This window comes from Meiothermus cerbereus, assembly GCF_051297115.1.
Classification (GTDB): Bacteria; Deinococcota; Deinococci; order Deinococcales; family Thermaceae; genus Meiothermus; species Meiothermus cerbereus_A.
In genome coordinates, this window is sequence record NZ_JBEVAL010000007.1 from 1 (window position 1) to 17,745 (window position 17,745).

A 17,745-nucleotide genomic window follows, 5' to 3' on the forward strand; every position below is an offset into this window, starting at 1 on the left:
TCTTTGCCCACAACTTCAAGCGTCTGGCCAGCGTTTTGTAGGTAGCAACTTGGGTTAATAAATAAGAGGCCGGGGGTGTTGGTGGGAATGGCAAAGGCGATGGCGTACTTGTCGGCCCCCGGCCCTTCCTTGAGCAGGGTGGAGGGGAAGACCAGCAGTTCGTCGGCGGTGGGTAGGGTAGAAAGCATCCGGGCCCCCCGCACCACGATGCCTTTTTCGTTCTCGCTCACCACCCCCAGGGGAATGTAGGGGTCGGGCTGCTCGAGGTTGCTCTTGGCCCGGTTGACCTGGGGGTTGGTGAGGCAGTGGGTGGTGGCGAGGTCCTTTTCGCGCACGTGCTGCACGTAGCGCCGCACGTTGTCGGCATAGGGGCCAAAAAACTCGGCGCTCTCTTGGAAGGCCATCAACACGGCGTTGAGATAGTCCGGGCTGCGGCCCATCATGCCCAGGTGAGCGTCGGCCCAGAGCTTGTAGGCCGCGCTGCGCCGGGCCAGGTCTTCTTTGCTTTTGGCCGGCAGCAGGCTCATGGCGTAGCGCTGACCATTCTGCTCATAGGTCAGGGTATCGCGGTAGCGCGGGTCGTGCTGCATGTCGTACATCTGCGCCAGCGCCTGGGCAATGCCCCTAAAGACCGGATGGGTGGTGGGGTCTTCGACCTTCTGGCCCTTGTACCAAAGGTTGGGCGGGTTTTCCTTCAGGGCCTGTAGGTATTCCTTGCCGGTTCTAGCCATGATCTCCTCCGAAACTGCCCCCCACCCCAACCCTTCCCCGCTGAGGGGGGAGGGCGGTGTGGTTAGGTACGGCGAATTGCCAGATTTGCTTGGTTTGGTGATGATTGATTTGATTATGACGGATAAGGAATTTGGTGAGTTGGCTAAAGCCCTGCGCAAGCGAATGACTCCCGAAGAGCGCATGCTGTGGAAGCGTCTGGCCCGCAACCAGCTTGGCGTGGCGTTTCGTCGTCAGGAGCCGATGCGGCCCTTTATTCCCGACTTTGTGTGCTTTGCAAAGAAGTTGATTATCGAATTGGACGGCAGTCAACACGCGGGCAGCGAGCAGGACAGAGCTCGAGACGCCTACTTCGAGCAGCGCGGCTTCAAAACGCTTCGTTTTTGGAACTGGGAGGTTAGAAACAATATGGAGGGGGTGCTCGAGACCATCCGCCAAGCACTCAACGAGCGGTAGGAAACCCCCAGCATTGCTCGACCAACCACGCAAGCTACCCCACTGTGGCGTGAAGTCCTCCCCCCTTGTGGGGGAGGGCAGGGTGGGGGGTAAAAACACGCCCATAGTCTCACTTCCCGAACTTAGGAATCGGATGTTCGCTGAGGGGCACAGCGATATGCTTCAGCTCGGTGTAGAACTCCAGGCTGTGCTCGCCGCCCTCGCGGTGGGTGCCGCTCATCTTGACCCCGCCGAAGGGGGTGGGCAGATGCCGCACGTTGTGCGAGTTGATCCAGGTCATGCCCGCTTCCAGGTGCAAGGCCATGCGGTGGGCCCGTGCCACGTCCCGGGTCCAGACGTAGGAGGCCAGGCCGTATTTGGAGTCGTTGGCTTTTTGCAGCGCGTCGGCTTCGTCCTTGAAGGGGATGACGGTCAAAATGGGGCCAAAAATCTCTTCCTGGGCGATGCGGTGGTGGTTTTCCGCTACAAACAGGCCAGGCCGAACGAAGTTGCCTTCCGTGCCCACCCGCTCGCCGCCGAAGATATGCTGGGACTCCTGCTTGCCAATCTCCACATAGCCCAGCACGCGCTCCAGGTGCTCGGGGTGAATGAGGGGCCCCACCTCGGTCTCAGGGTCGAGGGGGTGGCCCACCCTGACCCTGGCGGCCCGCTCGGCCACCCGGCGCACAAACTCCTCGAAGATGTTTTCCTGCACCAGCGCGCGGGAGTTGGCGGTGCAGCGCTCGCCGTTGAAGCTGTAGATCTGGAAAACCGTGGCATCCAGGGCCCGCTCGAGGTCGGCGTCCTCGAAGATGATGGCGGGGGACTTGCCCCCGAGCTCGAGGGAGAGCCGCTTGAGGTGCTCCGCGCTGTTGCGCGTAATGAGGCTGCCGGTGGTGGTTTCGCCGGTAAAGGCAATCAGGGGGATCTCGGGGTGCCGCACCACCGCATCGCCGGCCTCCTCGCCGAAGCCCTGCACCACATTGAAGACCCCTGGAGGCAGGTCGGCCTCCTGCACAATTTCTGCCAGCTTCCAGGCCGAGAGGGGCGACCACTCGGCGGGCTTCAAGACCACCGTGTTGCCAAAGGCCAGGGCTGGGGCAATGCGCCAGGTGGAGAGCATCATGGGGGCGTTCCAGGGGGTGATGATGCCGCAAACCCCTACCGGAACCCGCACGCTGTAGTTGAGCCACTCGCTGTCCACCGGGTAGCTGCGCCCGTCCATGGAGCGCTCGGCGTACTCGGCATAGAAGCTAAAGTTCTCGGCGGCCCGGGCCACCTGGGCCCGCACAATGCGCAGGGCCTGCCCGGCGTCCAGACACTCCATCACGGCCAGCTCGTCGCCGTGCTTTTCCAGCACCTCGGCAATCTTCAAGAGGTACTTCTTGCGGGTTTTGGCGTTCAGCCTCCACCTGGCGAAAGCGGCTTTGGCAGCCTTAGCAGCCTTGTCCACGTCCTCGGCATGGCCCTTGTAGGCCCTGGCCAGCACCTGGTTGTTGGAGGGGTCGAGGCTTTCGAACAGCTCGCCCCGCACCCCCGGCACAAAGGCCCCGCCTATGAAGTGGGTTACGCTGTGGGTGGCGATTTTGTGCCGCACCCGAGCGATAAACTCGGGGCTGATGGACTGGGTGTTATCCGATACCTTCATAGCACGATAGACCTGTCCCCTTCCTGCGAAATGATGGGCTCGGCTTCCTCGGTTTCCCACTCGATGGGGTTTTCCAGCGCGCCCAGCCCCTCAATCTCCATGCGCATCACGTCGCCCGGGTGTACCTGGGAGATGCCCTTGGGGGTTCCGGTTAGGAGGATGTCGCCCGGCTCCAGGGTCATGAAGCGGCTGATAAACTCGATAACCTCTGGAATTGAGAAAATCATGCCCTGGGTGCTGGCCTCCTGGCGCAGCTCATTGTTGACGTAAGCCCGCATCTTCAGGTTGTGGGGGTCGGGAACCTCGTCGGCGGTAACGTAGTAAGGCCCCAGCGGGCCAAAGGTGTCCCAGCCCTTGCCCCGGATGGGCGGGCGGAAGGTGTTGGTGACGTAGTCCCGCACCACCAGGTCGTTGGCGATGGTGTAACCGCCCACGTAAGCCAGGGCGTCTTTGGCCTTAACCCGGCGGGCATGGCGCCCCATAATTACGGCCAGCTCGCACTCGAAGTGCATGAACCGGGCCCCCTGGGGGTATATCACCGTGCCTTTATGGGGCAGCAGGCTGGTGTTGGGCTTCCAGAACAAAGCCGGTTCGCTGGGGCGCTTCAGGCCAAATTCGTCGGCGTGCTCAGCAAAGTTGAGCGCCAACGCAATCACTTTTCCGGGCTCTACCGGCAGTAGCCACTGCACGGCCTCGGGGTGGTGGGCTTCACCGGCATGGTCTACCAGCATGCCGTCCTGCAAGTGCCCTTGCAGAAGGCGGCCTTTGGAGAGAAAACGGGCGAGTTTCATAGTGTGCTAGACATACTGCTTTCCAGAGGGGTCGGGAAGCACGGGCGGGTGTTCTTCTTTGGCAGGAATCAGGCCATATGACTCGGCCATGCGGCGCAACCGGGCCTCAACCTCGGGGGTGGTGGGGCCCAGGGGTTCGCGCCACTCCTTCTGACACAGGCCCATCCAGGACAGCACAGTTTTGAGGGGGATGGGGTTGGTATCCCAGAAGACCGCGTCGTTGGCCTCGAGGCCGTAGTAGTGGAGCTCGAGGGCCTCCTTGTAGCGGCCCTCCAGGGTGAGCTGGCACATCTGGGCGGTCTCTTTGGGCAGCCAGTTGGCCGTAGCGGCGATGGTTCCCACCGCCCCCACGCACATCATCGGGAAGGTGAGGGCCTCGAGGCCGCAGTACACGCTAAAGTCCCGCCCCACCCGGCGCAAAAGCTCCGAAACGTACTCCACGTCTTTGGAGGAGTGCTTGAGGCCCACCACGTTTTTGAAATCCCGCCGCAGGCGGGCCACCGTCTCGATTTTGATCTCGATGCCGGCCCGGCCCGGAATGTTATAGAGCACAATGGGCATCTCTGGCACGGCCTGGGCCACCTGACCAAAAAAGCGGTAGAGCCCCTCCTGGTTGGGCTTGATGTAGTAGGGCGTGATGACCAAAGCCCCCTGGGCGCCCATCTTGTAGGCCGCAGTGGTGATGTCCAGGGTCTCGTCGAGGCGCAGGGTTCCGGTGCCAGCCAGGAGGGGTACACGCCCCTGGATGAAGCGCAGCGCCAGCTCAATCAGGTACTTGCGCTCCTCTACGCTCAAGGTGCCGGGCTCGCCGGTGGTGCCGCCCACGCTCAGGGCGTGGGAGCCTGCCTCAATCTGCCGCTCGATGAGCCGCTCGAGGGCGGCTTCGTCAATGGCACCGTTTTTGAACGGTGTTACCAGGGGTACGATGCTGCCTTTGAACTCGACCATTGCACTCCTCTATGGATATGTAGCCCAGGTTGCTTATTGCCCGACTCAGATAGTTAATATGTTAAGTAAAACTATAGCATAGTTTGCAAGCCCTAGTACAATTGTCCCTTCAGAAAGCTATGGCCACCACCTTCCCCCAACACCCTTCCACCCGACTGCTGCGCGACCTCACACACTCGCTGCCAATGGCCCTGTTGCGTACCCGCGAGGCGGTGGTGCAGCGCTTTCGCACGGTGCTCAGCCGACACGGCCTGACCGAGCAACAGTGGCGCATCCTGCGGGCGCTGGATGGGCGCGATGGGCTCGAGGTGTCCCTCCTGGCCGAGCAGTGCCGGATTCTGCTGCCCAGCATGACCGGCATTTTGAAGCGTATGGAAAGCCGGGGTCTGGTTCGGCGGGATGCCAACCAGGCCGATGGCCGCAGCACGCTGGTGCGCCTTACCGAGGCATCGCAGACCCTGTTGGAGCAGATTAAGCCCGAGGTGGTGGAGGTCTACAAGGAGATCGAGCGCATCCTGGGTAAACGCAAACTCGAGCAGCTCTACGCCTTGCTGGAAGAGCTAGAGGCGGGACTGCTCGAGGGCCAGTCGTGAGTAGAGCCTGCTGGAACCCCTGCTCGCACACGCTACTACCTATCGCACCCTTCACAGACGCGGCCTCCCATCCGGGAGGCCACTGTGCTGTGCAGGACACAGCAATCGAGTTGTGAGCAGCTCAATATTTGTGAAGAGCGCTCTAGGATGAGTTAAAGGAAATCAGCCAGGTTTCGTCGCGTGGCGGCTGGAACTCCCTCCGCAGCAGGCCAAACAGGTGCACATCCTCTTTAATGCCCTGCCGGGTCTCGTGCTGGCGCAAAACCCCTTCCCGCTTGAAGCCCAATTTTTCCAGCAAACCCAGCATCCGGCTGTTGGAGCTGTGCACCTCGGCGGTGATGCGCTCCAGGCCCAGCTCGCTAAAGCCGTGCTCGAGCATTAGTAAGCCAGCAGCATACCCCACCCCCTGCCCCCGGTGGGTTTCGTCGCCGATGGCAATGCGCAGACGGGCCCGTTTTTCCAAGGGGTTCAGTTCGCGCAGATCCACAAACCCCACCAGGTGGCCTTCGGGGTGTTGTGGGCTGGTGACCACAATGCCCCTGCGAATAAGGTCTACCGGGGGGTTGTTGAGCAGCCGCACGAACCAGTCCTGCAGCTGTTCGGCGGGGAGACCCACCGGCCAGCCGTTGGCCAGGCAAAAGGCTTCATCTCGGCTCCACTCGAGCACGCGGGGCAGGTCGCTCATGACCAGAGGGCGCAGGTGCACTTCTAACATGGTCCCCCTACCTTACACTGCCTGGTGTTGTTGTAGGGTGAACCTTGCCATTATTTACGCCAGGCCCCCCTGGTTTTATGTTGAGGTTACGCCAATTCTGGGTTCTAAGAAACGCCACCCGAAAGCGGCTTTGACCTTTGGCCCAGCCCGCGCTAGGCTTGAAGGGTTGTGTCGCGACCTCGAGTGTTGCTGCGCCTGAGCCGGGCCGAGAAGGCCTATGGCCAGCGGGTCTTGTTCACTCAGGCCGAGTTCTGGCTACACGCGCAAGAGCGGGCGGTGCTGGTAGGGCCCAACGGGGCGGGGAAAAGCACCCTGTTTCAAATACTCTGCGGGCGGCAGCCCCTCGACGAAGGCCAACTGGTACACGCACCCGAGGTGCGCCTGTTCTACCTGCCCCAGGACTTTCGCCCGGCCCAAGGAACGGTCTGGAACCTGGCCTATGCCATGACCCCTTTGCACCAGGCCGAACTGGAACTCCAGCACACGCCACCCGAATACGCGGGCGAAGCCTGGAGCCGTATCCGGGAGCTGTCGTTTTGGAAAGGCCGGGTGGCCCGTGCCCTGGCTGAGTTTGGCCTTAGCGGACGGTGGGACCAGCCTGCCCAGATGCTCTCTGGCGGCGAGGCGGTGCGCCTGGGCCTGGCGATGGCCTTTCTATCCGGCGCAGAAGTTTTGCTGCTGGATGAGCCCACCACCCACCTCGACCTGAAGATGCGCCTGAGCCTGGAAGAGCTGCTGCTGGCCTACCCTGGCGCGGTGGGCCTGATCTCCCACGACCGGGCGCTGGTGGGCCGCGTTGCCACCACGGTCTATCACCTGGAGGCGGGCCGATTGTTCCGGGTTGCGGGCGGCTATGCGGCTTACCTGCAGGAGCGTGAGCGCATCCGGCGAACCCTGGAAAAAGCCCGCTACCAAGCAGAGAAAGAGCGTGAGCGATTGCTGCAAGCCCTGCCCGACCAGAGGCGACCGGGCGCGGACCGTCGCAGGAGCGAAAAGGCGCTGCTGCAAGCCCGAGCCGAACGCATTCAAGTACCCGACCCACCACCCCCCGAGCGCCGCTGGAGCCTGGAAATGGCCGCCGAGGGAACGCCCAAGCTGGTGCTCGAGGCCAGGGGATTGGTGAAGCGGTATCCGAGCACTGAAGCGCAGGGGAGCAGGGGAGAGGGGGTGCGGGAGGTCATCCGCCAGGCCACCCTGCGCATCTTCCGGGGCGACCGGATTGCCCTGGTGGGGGCCAATGGGGCGGGCAAGACCACCCTGCTGCGCCTGCTTTTGTCCAGCGAACTGCCCGATGCGGGCGAGCGGAGCCTGGGCTATGGGGTGAGCACCGCCTACCTCGACCAGCACTACCACGGCCTAAAGCCCGACCTACCCCTCTTCGCCCAATTCGCGGCGCGCTTTGGCGAGGCCCGTGCAGCGGCCCTGCTAGGCCGCATGGGTTTCAGGCCGCCCCACTGGCACGACATACCCCGAAGTTTTTCCGGGGGCGAGCGGGCCAGGGCGGGCCTGGCCCTGTTGGGGGCCTTGCGGGCCGGTTTGCTGGTGATGGACGAGCCCACCAACCATATCGAACTCGAGCTCCTGGAGGCCCTCGAGCGCGCTCTGGCCGACTACCCCGGCACCTTGCTTTTTGTGTCGCACGACCGGGAACTGGTCAAAAAGGTGGCCACACGCTTCTGGGGCCTGGAGGACGGGGTGCTGGTGGAGTACCCCACCTACGCCGAGGCCGAAGCGGCCATGCTGGGCAAGCCTGCCGTTCGGCTGAACCCCTACGGCGAAACCGCCCCGGAAGAAGAACCGCCCGAGGAGGAACAGGACCTCGAGCAAGCGCGCATGGCCCTGATAGAGCGCCTCTACGAATCCGCCCTGACCGACCGCGCCCGCTTGCGGCTGCGTGCCGACCTGCTGGCGCTGGAAGAGGCCCTCTACCGGCAGTATGCCCGCGACTATTTTCGGCCACATCCGTACCGCCACCGTGTGCGACAGGAGGGCCTGGAGGTGTTCGCCGACGAAGAGCTGGGGTTCTGGCGTTTCTGGAGCGGCCAGCAAGAATGCTCGGGCCAGCTTACGGGGGGCGTGCTGGTGCTGGAAGACCAGCCCAGCCCGAGGCTCCTGCGCGCGGTGTTGCGGATAGCCTTTGAGCTCGAGGACATCCAGGTGGTGCGTGTGGGCCGTCGGAGCTTTGGCCGGAGTGGCTACGTGAAGCAGTGGGCCGGATGGGGCTCGCCTATTCCGAGTAAGCCGAGCCCAGCAAACAGGCCCCGCCCTCCTCGCAGAAGGCGAAAAACCAGCAGCCCAGGCTACAAGCCCTAGCTTTTTAACTCTGTGCTTCGCGCACCTGACGTTTGATGCGGGCCAGCACGGCCTGCAAACCCCTGAGCCGCAGGGGGGTAATGATTTCTTCGAGCTTAGCCAGGGTGTAGAAGTCCTCCGGTACGCCCAGCACGGCCTCGGGGCTTTCGCCTTCCAGCCCTTCGGCCAGCAGCCCGGCAAAGGCCCGCACGGTGGGGGCCTCTTTGGGAGCGTCGAAAAACAGGTGCACCTGGTTGTCCTCGAGCTCGGCGTGCACGAAAAAGGGCGTGGTGCACTCGTGAACCTGCTCGAGCTTGCCCTGCATCCCCTCCGGCAAGGGGGGCATCTTTTTAGCAAACTCCAGCAGCATCTCGGTCTTGATGACCTTTGGGGCACTTCCCAGCATCTGCACGACGCTGTGAAGTTTGGGGGGCAACTGCGCCAGGCGTTCTTCAGCAGTCATAGGTATCAGGCTATCGGATGGGGGATAGGGGGTCTAGAGCTTTGTGCACAAAGCAGGGGGTTATGCGCTCTGCTGTACCAGATTGAACAAGTCCCGGCCCAACTCGGCATAGTTGCGCACGTGCCCGGCCTGGCTGCCATAGGCCAGGTACAGGACGCGGTGGACAGCGACGGCAGCCTCCTCGGCGGTGTGCACAAGGGCGAGCTGTTGCACCACTTCGGCCACCACCGGCCCATACAACTGCTCGAGGGGTGCCAGCTCCCCCAGGCCCAAGGGGTCGTAGATCTGCAGATAGGTCTGAACCTGCGCGGCCAGGTCTGGCATGCTTTAAGCATACCGATAAGGCCTGTTGGGGGTTGTGTGCTAGGTGCCAGGTTCAGAGCATGCAGTAGGTGCGCTAGGGGGCCGGGCTCACTGTGAAGTCAGCGCTCTCGCCCAGGGCCATATTGAACTGTCCTGGCACGATGGGGGGGTCCATAGTAATGTTGCTGCTGGCAGCATAAACCTGCACGGCGTACTGGTCGCTGGGGTTCAGGCTCAGGCTGCTGAAGGTGGTGCTGAGCGAGGTCACCCTGGCACTGGCGACCACGGCGTTGGTGGTGCGATTGACCAGCCGCACCAAAAATCCGCCGGCCCCCGGAACCGCGCTCCAGGAGGCCGTCACCGACTTGGTGGTGGGGTTGGGGCCGATGGTTACGGTGGGCTGTACTAAAGTGCTGCTGGCGTCTACGCTCACCGAGACCTGCTCGGTCTGGCCGTCAATAACTGCAGAAATCGTGTAGGTTCCGCTGGTCAGGGCTTTGCTGGCATCCCACCCTATCTCCCACCACACCCCCGAGGGGGTGCGGGCTGAGGCACTTTGCAGGGCGATGCTCTCGCTGTAACCGCCTGGACCGTTTACATTTACGGTGATGCTCGTTGGCTGCTGCTGGGGCCTGAGAACCAGCACATACGACCGCCCGGTAGAGGAGGCCTTATAGGTTCCGATAGAGGCCTGAAGCTTAACCTGAGGGGCGCTCGAGCACCCACTCAATAAACCCAACGCTGTGATTCCGGCGAGCAGATAGTGTTTCACTCGTCACCTCGAGTTCGTAGACTAAAACAAGAATGTGAGAGCTGCCAAACAACACACTCACATCGTCCTTCAGATTCAAGCAGCAAGTTTGCTCAGCTAAAGTTTTGTATTTGGCATCTTTGTTTTGGTGAGATGCGTCTGCTTTTCACCATTGCGCCCGGTTGCTCCAGCAAGCTCCGGTATTGCCAGGTTGCAGATCCCAATTTGCTTTGCTTGAACGTACACCTGCCTTGACAATGTGTGGAAGCGTTCTTGTGTATGCAGTTGGATTAGAGCCCCTGTATCAAAAGACAGTAAGCCTATCTCCGTTGTTCTCGGACATAATCAATTGAGGTTTTTTTGCCAGGTTTGAGCTTGATGGGCGCTGGAAGAGGGGGTTTTCCCGATACGGGTTCAATAACCGGAAAATCGTCGGGCCACTTTTGAAGGCGCTTTTTCCCACGTTTCATGTGCCATAGAGTATCAGATTTGCGCGTTTTCCCACAGTGTCCACCCCGCCCAGGCCGCCAGGCCAAAGGCCACGACGGCCTGCACGGTCTCGCATTTGGGGCAGCCCCGGCCCTCCCACAGGTTTTTGAGGCGGCCCAAAACTAGCAAGCCATTGTGTTTGTTCATTGACGAAATTGATGTTGACAGCCTCACGCAAAGCTTTTTGTTGGCTTCGACGAGCTCGGTTAGGGCTGAAAAAGTTTAGGAATTGTCTTTTTTGGGCCGCTGCGACCAAGCTTCAGGATGTCCCGTGGCTAATAAGCTCCGACTTTAGTCCAGGAAATCCCGCAGCTTGCGGGTGCGCGACTCGTGGTATTTGAGCTTGCGCAGGGCTTTGTTTTCAATCTGGCGGATGCGCTCACGGGTCACGCCGAAGTAGGCGCCCACTTCTTCCAGGGTGTGCTCGCGTCCGTCAATCAGGCCTTTGCGCAGCTTCAAGACCATGGCCTCGCGTTCAGAAAGCTTGCCCAGGGCTTTTTCCAGCTCCTCCGAGAGCATGCTCTGGGCGGCGGAGTCCACCGGCGAGGCCATATGCTCGTCGGGGATGAAGTCGCCATAGAAGCTGTCCTTTTCGTCGCCGATGGGGGTTTCCAGGCTTACCGGCTCCTGGGCAATCTTGAAGGTTTCCTCTACCTTTTTGGCGTCCCAGCCCGGCCCCATGGCTTCGGCAATCTCCTCGTAGGCCGGTTCGCGACCCAGTTCCTGCTGCATCTGGCGGGCGGTGCGGGTCAGCTTGTTGATGGTCTCGACCATGTGCACCGGAATGCGGATGGTGCGGGCCTGGTCGGCGATGGCCCGGTTGATGGCCTGCCGAATCCACCAGGTGGCATAGGTGGAAAACTTGAAACGGCGCTTGAATTCGAACTTCTCCACCGCCCGGATCAGGCCCTGGTTGCCTTCCTGAATCAAATCGAGAAAGCTAAGGCCCCGGCCGGTGTACTTCTTGGCAATGCTCACCACCAGCCGCAGGTTGGCCTCGATGAGGTGCTGGCGGCAAATTTCCCCGTCCCGTGCAATGTGCAAATAGCGCTTGACCTCGCGGGGCAGGGCCCGCAAGCGGGCATCCACCGCCGCTATGGCCTCGGGGTCGATGCGCAACTCGGTGCCGGGAATGTTGGTGACGCGGCTACTGCCCTGCACCTGGCTACGCAGCACATGCCGAATCAGCTCGGCGTCCAAACCGGTTTCCTCGGCCAGGCGCTGTGCAGCAGCTACCCCCTCCTCGACCCGGCGGGCCAGATCAATCTCTTCTTCCAGCGTCAGCAAGGGCACCTGGCCAATCTCGTGCAGGTACTGCCGAACGGGATCGGAAGTCGAGATGCGGGGGAGGGGGAGGTCTTCCTCGATTTCCTCTTCGGCCTCTTCGATGGGCAGGGTGCCCAGTTCAAAGTCTGGCTCGAGAATCTCGATGTCCTCGAGGTTCGCCTCGAGGATTTCCTCAGCGATCTCGTCGTCGGCAAGAGCAACTGCTGCCAGAGCCCCCACTTTGGGGATTGGCGCAACCAGATTGTCCAGGTCGGGTTCGACTTCCAGGTCTTCTACCTCGGCAATTGCAAGATCGGGGGCCTCGAGTTCATCGGCGCCAATGGCCAGCTCCTCATCCATCTGAACCTCGTCGTGCTCCAGAACCGCAGCACCTTTGGACTGGGCCTTTGAACTCACTGCGCTCTGGGCTTTGGGTTTTGAATCTGCTGGCTTCTTAGCAGGCTCTTTGCGCTTCGGCTCGCTTGCTTGCTTGGCCTCGGGCTGGGCCGACTCGGTTTTTCCCATGCTTTTTTTGGCCTTGGCGGCCTTTTCCCTGGTTTCGGGCTGATTGGAGGCTGCGGTTGGTTTGTTGTTGGGCTGCGACGACTTTTTAGACATAGATTTGGTAGCAGGTGAGGTAGTTGCCTTTGCTGGAGGGGTTTTGGCCGATGAACCGCCGGCTTTATCGGACTTTGGGGCAGACTGGGCTTGCGTTTTCGAGGGCTTGGTTGGGGGAGCAGGCTTGCTCTGTGCAGGGGCTCTGGATGGCAACTGGCTTTGACTATTGCTGGTAGCGGCTTTGCCTTTCGAGGGTGCAACGGTTTTGTCTTCGGTTTTAGCTGCCTTCTGGGCCCGGATAGCCCTGGAAGCACTTTTCTCCTTGGACGCAGGGGACGCGCTCGGTTCCAAAGGGGTCTTGGTGCTTGCGGCATTTTTGCTTTTGCTCAAGCTGCTCACCTCCCAGTGAAGGGCCCTAAGCCCCCGGCAATGCCGGTACTACGGATGGGTTTAGCCCAACTTATGGGCCATCAGAACTTTGTGGCTGTTCACGGCCACGGTGCGCACGGTGGCAAAGCGTGCTTCGAGAAGGGGTTCGTAGGGGAGAAAGCGGTTTGCCACGAGATAAAATTTCCCGCCCCTCTCCAGGCGGGCGTAGGCGGCTTCGATAAATGCGATGGCGGTTTCTAGCACGACAAGGCCCCCCACGTGAAACGGGGGGTTCGAGACAATAGTAGCGAAAGTCTGGCCAGGTGTCAATGCACTGTCCACATCGGAGTGCAGCACGGTAGCCTGTTCGCCCAGATTCCTTTGGGCGCACAGCAGGCTGGCCCAATCGTCCTCGAGGAGGGTCAGGCTCTGGGCCCGGTCTACCAGGGGGCGGCTGAGGGCGCCATAACCCCCGCCGATATCCAGCACGTGGCCGAGATCATGGGGTAGCTCACGCAGCAGCATGGCGCTACCGGGGTCAATGTGTCCACCCGAAAAAACGCCTGGCAGGTAGTAAAAATGCCAGGTTTGGCCTGAGAATTCCCACTCAAAAGACTGCCAGACTGGTGGCAGGTCTGGGGCGGGTTTTTCTTTTTCCAGCACGGCCAGGCGAAAAGCGCCCTGGCGGCGAACGAGGACACCATAGCCCAGCCATTCCTGGGCCAGCTTGAAGTAGTGCTCGAAGCCCTTATCTTTGCTACCAGCAATCCACAATCGCCCTCCTGTACGCAGGGCTCGAGCTGCACCCAGTAAGGATAGTTCCACATAGCGGGTGCCCCAATTGGCAGGAAGAACCAGGGCCACCAGGTCTGCTGAGTCGGGCTCGGTTTCCCAGGGCAGGCCGCGCGTCACCCGCACGGAAGCCCCAAAACTGGCTTCCAGGCAGCGCAGGGAAGCCCTCGAGGTCTCGATGGCCTGTACTGTGAGTCCCTGCTGACGCAGGGCATGGGCAACCAGCCCGATGCCCGGGTTGAGGTCGAGGGCGGTCTGGCCGTGGGGCTCTAGGTGGCCTGCCAGCAGCTCGTAGGCAGGGTCTTGCGTGCCCCGTGCACCGGCTTTGGTATACAGGAAGCCGCCTTTTACTGGAGTTTTGCGCAGGGTGTGGTAGTCCTCGAGGTTCATAGGTATAAAGGTTCAACTTGAACACGCCCGCCCTGCAGGGCGGCCTGGCCCAGCCTGGCCAGGGCCAGGCCGGAAGGGGGTTGGTCCACCACCAGCAATCCGCCAGGCTGCAGCTCGCCCAACCGGGCACGTTTGGGAGGCTGCAAGACTTCGAGCTGTTTCCCCTCGATGCGGTAACTGGCAGTGTAGCAAAGCTCGTTGCGGGTGCGGTGGACTACCGTAACCGGCCCCTGGTAGCGCAGTGCTACGGCTTCCAGTGTGTCGATGCCTGTTACCGGAATGCCCAGGCCTCGAGCCAGCCCCAGCCCGGCGGCAATGCCCACCCGCAGCCCGGTATACGAACCCGGCCCCCGCCCTACCGCAATGCCGCCAAGTTCCTTGAGCCCGACCCCAGCCTGCTTCAAGAAAACCTCGAGCTCCTGCCACAGCACCTCGGCATGGCGGCGCTCCAGGCGGATGGCACGCTCGGCATGGGGTAAACCCAGCACCAGATAGGGGGTGGCGGTGTCCAGCGCAAGTACCAGCACCACAGGAGTATAGCAATATGCCGCGGGCTCAGCACGGCTTCCCCCTGTCCCGTGTGTCGGCTTGCTGCTAAACTTGGGGCCATGAAATTGGCCATTGTGGGTGTGGGCAAGATGGGCAAGAGCATTTTGGAGGGCTTGTTGCGGGCCGAGATGCTCGAGCCCAGCGATATTGGCATCCTCGATACCCCCGCACGCATCCAGGAGGTGGCCCACGAGACCGGGGTCAACCCCTTGCGCCTGGAGGACTTGCGCCGCTGTGAGCGAATTCTGCTTAGTGTGCAACCCAAAGACCTGGCGGCCCTGGCCCCCCAGGTGGCCCACCCCAACGTGGGGTACATCTCCATTATGGCCGGGGTTTCCACGGCGGTACTGTCCCGCCGTTTGGGTACCCGGCGGGTGGTACGCTGCATGCCCAACCTGGCGGCCACCATTGGCAAAAGCTCCACCGCCATTACCGGCCCCCGCGAGGCCGAGGAGGCTGGCGACTTAGAGTTCACGCGGGCTTTGTTTGCAACCGTTGGCGATGTCTACGATTTGCCGGAGCGGCTGTTCGACGCCTTTACTGGGATGTCGGCCTCGGCCCCGGCCTATGTGGCGCTGGTAGCGGAAGCCCTGGCCGATGGGGGGGTCAAGCAGGGCATTCCACGGGCCCAGGCGCTGCAACTTGCAGCCGATGTGCTGATTGCGACCGGCGAACTCCTGCGAAGAAAACACCCTGCGGTGCTCAAGGATGAAGTTAGCAGCCCCGGTGGAACCACCATATACGGTCTGGCGGCCCTCGAGGCCCGCAGCGTCCGTGCGGCCCTGATTGAGGCTGTAGAAGCCGCCACCCTGAGAGGGCACGAGCTGGGGAAAGACGAGTGAAATTAACCCCACCCGAAGCTCACCGTAAAGTGCAGGTCAAAGCCAACAGATGTAAACGCCGCTCCCAGCAAACTGAATCAAGATGAGGGCCCTCGAGCTTCCCCACGGATGCTCGGCGCATTAATGCACCACACAATCCCTAAAAAGGACGTAGCATAAAACCGATGAAGCGTTACCTGACCCTTGGGTTGCTGCTGGCTGTGGTGCTGGCAGCGCCTACGGCCTACTACCCCAATGGCATCGGTTACTCCTGGACTTACTCCTCTGGCATGGAGCAGGTGTTTACCCGCGAGCAAAACGGCCTGCTGGTATTCGAGCGGCGGCTGGCCAGGCAGCCCGTGAGCGCCGACCTGCTCCGTTATACCGAAAGTGGTGTGTTTCTGGAGGGCTTGATTATCGGGCAAGCAGTGCAGCGCTACACCCCGCCCTTGCAGCTATACCCCGCCCCGCCGCTGGCGCTTGGTCAGGAATGGGGAGGCCGCAGCAGCTTTGGGGGGCAGAGCGTGGCCTTGATTGGGAAGGTTTTGCGCATTGAGGGAGTAAACGTACCGGCAGGGCGCTTCAACGCCTATGTGATTCGCACCTCTACCGTGACCAGCGCTGGTGGTAGCCAGGTGATGGAGATTTACTTCGTGCCGGGGGTGGGCATTGTGCGCTACGCCACCCCCGATGGGGCAACAGTTGACCTGGTGAGGTTTAGTGTGCCTAAATAGGGTATGGAGCTTCAAATTGTCAAGGTGGAAAAACCGGAAAACCTGAACGTTATCCTGGGCATGAGCCACTTCATCAAGACGGTTGAAGACCTGCATGAAGCCCTGGTTACGGCAGTGCCGGGTATTAAGTTTGGCCTGGCCTTTTGCGAGGCTTCGGGCAAGCGGCTCGTCCGCAAGAGTGGAACTGCCAGCGAACTGGTGGAGCTTGCGGTCAGGAACGCCCAGGCCATTGGGGCGGGCCACTCCTTTCTGATTGTGCTGGGTGAGGGCTATTTCCCTATCAATGTGCTACATGCCGTCAAGGCCTGCCCGGAGGTGGTTCGGATTTTTGCTGCAACGGCCAACCCGCTCTCGGTGATTGTGGCCGAACAAGATGACCAGCGCGGAATTTTGGGTGTTCTGGATGGACACAAGCCCCTGGGGGTGGAGGCTGAAGAAGACATTCAGTGGCGCAAGGACATCCTGCGTAAGTTTGGCTATAAAGCTGGCTAGAAGCACAGCAGGCTTATTTGGCCTGAGTGTCTCCATAAGCGAAATACAAGATGCCGTATCGAAAGTTCGCTTTAGGAATTGCGCCAGGTATGCATTGACTCATACCGGATTCAAAAAGATAGTCTTCAAACAAAAATCCCAAGAGGCCATCTTTTTGACTAGAGCACACCCCTCGCTGCGCTCGGCGAAAACAGCGTATCCCGTTGGTTGGGTTAGGTCGTCACCGAACGGTGACGACCTAACCGAATCTGGTATCATTCCGCTGGTTTTGCCAATCTGCCCTGGCGCAACTTGCATGGTGCTGGCCCGGGGCTTGCAATATAGGCAACATTGGCCCGTAGGGCTGTGGGTTATCATCCGGCTGCTATGCTGAAAATAGGCGATATTGCTCCAAACTTCACCCTACCGGATCAGGAAGGCAAGCCGCACACCCTCGAGGACTACCGGGGTAAATGGGTGGTGCTTTATTTTTACCCCAAAGATGATACGCCTGGCTGCACCAAGGAGGCCTGTAATTTTCGTGATGAAAAAGGCCGCCTGGAAGAACTCGGAGCGGTGGTGCTGGGGGTGTCGGCCGACGACGTGAACAGCCACGGGAGGTTTCACAGCAAGTATGGCCTCAATTTCCCCCTCCTGTCCAACCCCGATAAGGACATGATTCGCGCTTACGGGGCCTGGGGCACCAAGACCATGTACGGCAGGGAATACGAGGGGGTCTTTCGCCACACCTATCTGATTGACCCCCAGGGCAGGGTGGCCAGGGTGTGGGAGAAGGTTAAGCCCGACGAGCACGCACACGAGGTGGCGGAAGCGCTAATCGAGTTACGGCAGCAGACGCTATAAAGCCCTGCCCAGCGCTGGCGCAAATTCGGTAAGCTAGAAGGAGCCCTGGTCTGGGGCGCCACTATTTATGAACAACCTGGATAACTTCAAACAACAAGCGGCCCTCGAGGCCGTCAAATATGTGCAGTCGGGTATGGTGGTGGGCCTTGGCACGGGCTCTACCGCCAGATATGCGGTGCTGGAGCTGGGCCGCCGTTTGCGCGAGGGCGAGCTTTCGGATGTGGTGGCTGTGCCCACCTCGGAGGCTACCGCCATGCTGGCGCATGACCTGGGGATTCCTCTGGCAGAGTTAGGGCCCCAGGGGGTTGACCTGGCCATAGACGGCGCCGACGAGATTGCCCCCGACCTTTCCCTGGTTAAAGGCTTGGGGGGAGCCCTGCTGCGCGAAAAAATTGTGGAGGCCAGCGCCCGACAGTTTATTGTGATTGCCGACCACACCAAGAAAGTGAGCCAGCTAGGGCGTGGGGTGGTTCCGGTGGAGATTGTGCGCTTTGGTTATCGTGCCACCTTGCATGCGCTGGGGCGAATGGGGCAGCCCACCTTGCGTATGGATGGCGATGAATTTTTCTATAGTGATGGGGGCAATCTGATTGTGGATGTCAACTTTGGCCCAATTGCCAACCCCGAGCAGCTCGAGGTCGCGCTAAAACGCATCCCAGGTGTGGTAGAAAGCGGTCTATTTGTGGGCCTGGCTACACTGGCCATTGTGGCAGGCCCCGAGGGGCTGGAGTACCTGGGAACACGCCCCAACTAGCCTTAAGTGCCAGACCCTGC

Annotated in this window: 20 protein-coding genes; 8 read left to right on the forward strand and 12 right to left on the reverse strand. The window is 61.1% G+C overall.

The window, feature by feature from the left end; all coding sequences use genetic code 11:
- On the reverse strand, positions 1-731 hold a 731-nt coding region (locus tag ABWU19_RS02570; protein ID WP_435900208.1), incomplete at its 3' end, for a 4-hydroxyphenylacetate 3-hydroxylase N-terminal domain-containing protein.
- Between the two features lie 58 nt (positions 732-789).
- Here ABWU19_RS02570 and ABWU19_RS02575 point away from each other — a divergent pair.
- Positions 790-1,185 (forward strand): endonuclease domain-containing protein, encoded by a 396-nt coding sequence (locus ABWU19_RS02575; RefSeq protein WP_435900209.1) that lies wholly within the window; start codon positions 790-792, stop codon positions 1,183-1,185.
- A 109-nt stretch (positions 1,186-1,294) separates the two neighbouring features.
- Here ABWU19_RS02575 and hpaE read toward each other — a convergent pair whose 3' ends face one another.
- The 3 genes from hpaE to hpaI are packed head-to-tail and all read right to left on the reverse strand — an operon-like array spanning position 1,295 to position 4,551.
- Complete coding sequence (hpaE, locus tag ABWU19_RS02580) at positions 1,295-2,812, reverse strand: 5-carboxymethyl-2-hydroxymuconate semialdehyde dehydrogenase (RefSeq protein WP_435900210.1); 1,518 nt, start codon at positions 2,810-2,812, stop codon at positions 1,295-1,297.
- Positions 2,809-3,603, reverse strand: coding sequence for a fumarylacetoacetate hydrolase family protein (locus tag ABWU19_RS02585; RefSeq protein WP_435900211.1), 795 nt, complete (start codon positions 3,601-3,603; stop codon positions 2,809-2,811). Before ABWU19_RS02585 ends, hpaE begins: the two co-directional genes overlap by 4 nt.
- Before the next feature lie 6 nt (positions 3,604-3,609).
- Positions 3,610-4,551, reverse strand: a complete 942-nt coding sequence (gene hpaI, locus ABWU19_RS02590) for a 2,4-dihydroxyhept-2-ene-1,7-dioic acid aldolase (protein WP_435900212.1) — start codon at positions 4,549-4,551, stop codon at positions 3,610-3,612.
- Positions 4,552-4,670: 119 nt separating this feature from the next.
- Between hpaI and hpaR the strand changes: the two genes are divergently transcribed.
- Positions 4,671-5,144 carry a homoprotocatechuate degradation operon regulator HpaR gene (gene hpaR, locus ABWU19_RS02595; protein ID WP_435900213.1) on the forward strand — a complete coding sequence of 158 codons (474 nt, stop codon included), beginning with the start codon at positions 4,671-4,673 and terminating at the stop codon, positions 5,142-5,144.
- A 142-nt stretch (positions 5,145-5,286) separates the two neighbouring features.
- Here the strand turns inward: hpaR and ABWU19_RS02600 are convergent, their stop codons facing one another.
- Positions 5,287-5,859: a GNAT family N-acetyltransferase gene (locus tag ABWU19_RS02600; protein ID WP_435900214.1), complete on the reverse strand. Its 573-nt coding sequence runs from the start codon at positions 5,857-5,859 to the stop codon at positions 5,287-5,289.
- Positions 5,860-6,027: 168 nt separating this feature from the next.
- Here ABWU19_RS02600 and ABWU19_RS02605 point away from each other — a divergent pair, with 168 nt between their 5' ends.
- Positions 6,028-8,172 carry an ABC-F family ATP-binding cassette domain-containing protein gene (locus tag ABWU19_RS02605; protein WP_435900215.1) on the forward strand — a complete coding sequence of 715 codons (2,145 nt, stop codon included), beginning with the start codon at positions 6,028-6,030 and terminating at the stop codon, positions 8,170-8,172.
- A 4-nt stretch (positions 8,173-8,176) separates the two neighbouring features.
- On the opposite strand, the gene ABWU19_RS02610 is transcribed toward ABWU19_RS02605, so the two are convergent.
- From ABWU19_RS02610 to tsaB, 7 genes are all read right to left on the reverse strand, one after another.
- Positions 8,177-8,614, reverse strand: coding sequence for a SufE family protein (locus tag ABWU19_RS02610; protein WP_435900216.1), 438 nt, complete (start codon positions 8,612-8,614; stop codon positions 8,177-8,179).
- 60 nt (positions 8,615-8,674) lie between these two features.
- Positions 8,675-8,938 carry a DUF1871 domain-containing protein gene (locus ABWU19_RS02615; RefSeq protein ID WP_435900217.1) on the reverse strand — a complete coding sequence of 88 codons (264 nt, stop codon included), beginning with the start codon at positions 8,936-8,938 and terminating at the stop codon, positions 8,675-8,677.
- 73 nt (positions 8,939-9,011) lie between these two features.
- Entirely contained in the window at positions 9,012-9,689 is a 678-nt protein-coding gene (locus ABWU19_RS02620; RefSeq protein WP_435900218.1) for a hypothetical protein, read from the reverse strand.
- 462 nt (positions 9,690-10,151) lie between these two features.
- Positions 10,152-10,304, reverse strand: coding sequence for a hypothetical protein (locus ABWU19_RS02625; RefSeq protein WP_435900219.1), 153 nt, complete (start codon positions 10,302-10,304; stop codon positions 10,152-10,154).
- A gap of 144 nt (positions 10,305-10,448) precedes the next feature.
- Positions 10,449-12,041, reverse strand: a complete 1,593-nt coding sequence (rpoD, locus tag ABWU19_RS02630; protein ID WP_435900220.1) for an RNA polymerase sigma factor RpoD — start codon at positions 12,039-12,041, stop codon at positions 10,449-10,451.
- 390 nt (positions 12,042-12,431) lie between these two features.
- Complete coding sequence (locus ABWU19_RS02635) at positions 12,432-13,532, reverse strand: methyltransferase (RefSeq protein WP_435900221.1); 1,101 nt, start codon at positions 13,530-13,532, stop codon at positions 12,432-12,434.
- Complete coding sequence (gene tsaB / locus ABWU19_RS02640) at positions 13,529-14,059, reverse strand: tRNA (adenosine(37)-N6)-threonylcarbamoyltransferase complex dimerization subunit type 1 TsaB (RefSeq protein ID WP_435900222.1); 531 nt, start codon at positions 14,057-14,059, stop codon at positions 13,529-13,531. The genes ABWU19_RS02635 and tsaB overlap by 4 nt, the downstream gene beginning before the upstream one ends.
- A gap of 81 nt (positions 14,060-14,140) precedes the next feature.
- Here tsaB and proC point away from each other — a divergent pair, with 81 nt between their 5' ends.
- The 5 genes from proC to rpiA all read left to right on the forward strand — a co-directional run bounded on the left by proC (position 14,141) and on the right by rpiA (position 17,725).
- Positions 14,141-14,923 carry a pyrroline-5-carboxylate reductase gene (gene proC, locus ABWU19_RS02645; protein ID WP_435900223.1) on the forward strand — a complete coding sequence of 261 codons (783 nt, stop codon included), beginning with the start codon at positions 14,141-14,143 and terminating at the stop codon, positions 14,921-14,923.
- Positions 14,924-15,087: 164 nt separating this feature from the next.
- On the forward strand, positions 15,088-15,636 hold the full coding sequence (locus tag ABWU19_RS02650) for a hypothetical protein (protein ID WP_435900224.1): 549 nt from the start codon (positions 15,088-15,090) through the stop codon (positions 15,634-15,636).
- Between the two features lie 3 nt (positions 15,637-15,639).
- Positions 15,640-16,128: an adenosine-specific kinase gene (locus ABWU19_RS02655; protein WP_435900225.1), complete on the forward strand. Its 489-nt coding sequence runs from the start codon at positions 15,640-15,642 to the stop codon at positions 16,126-16,128.
- A 366-nt stretch (positions 16,129-16,494) separates the two neighbouring features.
- Positions 16,495-16,971 (forward strand): thioredoxin-dependent thiol peroxidase, encoded by a 477-nt coding sequence (bcp, locus tag ABWU19_RS02660; protein ID WP_435900226.1) that lies wholly within the window; start codon positions 16,495-16,497, stop codon positions 16,969-16,971.
- Positions 16,972-17,038: 67 nt separating this feature from the next.
- Positions 17,039-17,725, forward strand: coding sequence for a ribose-5-phosphate isomerase RpiA (rpiA, locus tag ABWU19_RS02665; protein ID WP_435900227.1), 687 nt, complete (start codon positions 17,039-17,041; stop codon positions 17,723-17,725).
- Positions 17,726-17,745: the final 20 nt, after the last annotated feature.

What these genes read in the sequence shown, in the direction of transcription:
- ABWU19_RS02585 (WP_435900211.1), bottom strand. Translation starts at nt 3,603, where the DNA reads ATGAAACTCGCCCGTTTTCTCTCCAAAGGCCGCCTTCTGCAAGGGCAC.
- hpaE (WP_435900210.1), bottom strand. Translation starts at nt 2,812, where the DNA reads ATGAAGGTATCGGATAACACCCAGTCCATCAGCCCCGAGTTTATCGCT.
- ABWU19_RS02650 (WP_435900224.1), top strand. Translation starts at nt 15,088, where the DNA reads ATGAAGCGTTACCTGACCCTTGGGTTGCTGCTGGCTGTGGTGCTGGCA.
- proC (WP_435900223.1), top strand. Translation starts at nt 14,141, where the DNA reads ATGAAATTGGCCATTGTGGGTGTGGGCAAGATGGGCAAGAGCATTTTG.
- ABWU19_RS02615 (WP_435900217.1), bottom strand. Translation starts at nt 8,938, where the DNA reads ATGCCAGACCTGGCCGCGCAGGTTCAGACCTATCTGCAGATCTACGAC.
- ABWU19_RS02625 (WP_435900219.1), bottom strand. Translation starts at nt 10,304, where the DNA reads ATGAACAAACACAATGGCTTGCTAGTTTTGGGCCGCCTCAAAAACCTG.
- rpoD (WP_435900220.1), bottom strand. Translation starts at nt 12,041, where the DNA reads ATGTCTAAAAAGTCGTCGCAGCCCAACAACAAACCAACCGCAGCCTCC.
- ABWU19_RS02600 (WP_435900214.1), bottom strand. Translation starts at nt 5,859, where the DNA reads ATGTTAGAAGTGCACCTGCGCCCTCTGGTCATGAGCGACCTGCCCCGC.
- bcp (WP_435900226.1), top strand. Translation starts at nt 16,495, where the DNA reads ATGCTGAAAATAGGCGATATTGCTCCAAACTTCACCCTACCGGATCAG.
- ABWU19_RS02655 (WP_435900225.1), top strand. Translation starts at nt 15,640, where the DNA reads ATGGAGCTTCAAATTGTCAAGGTGGAAAAACCGGAAAACCTGAACGTT.
- hpaI (WP_435900212.1), bottom strand. Translation starts at nt 4,551, where the DNA reads ATGGTCGAGTTCAAAGGCAGCATCGTACCCCTGGTAACACCGTTCAAA.
- ABWU19_RS02635 (WP_435900221.1), bottom strand. Translation starts at nt 13,532, where the DNA reads ATGAACCTCGAGGACTACCACACCCTGCGCAAAACTCCAGTAAAAGGC.
- ABWU19_RS02610 (WP_435900216.1), bottom strand. Translation starts at nt 8,614, where the DNA reads ATGACTGCTGAAGAACGCCTGGCGCAGTTGCCCCCCAAACTTCACAGC.
- hpaR (WP_435900213.1), top strand. Translation starts at nt 4,671, where the DNA reads ATGGCCACCACCTTCCCCCAACACCCTTCCACCCGACTGCTGCGCGAC.
- rpiA (WP_435900227.1), top strand. Translation starts at nt 17,039, where the DNA reads ATGAACAACCTGGATAACTTCAAACAACAAGCGGCCCTCGAGGCCGTC.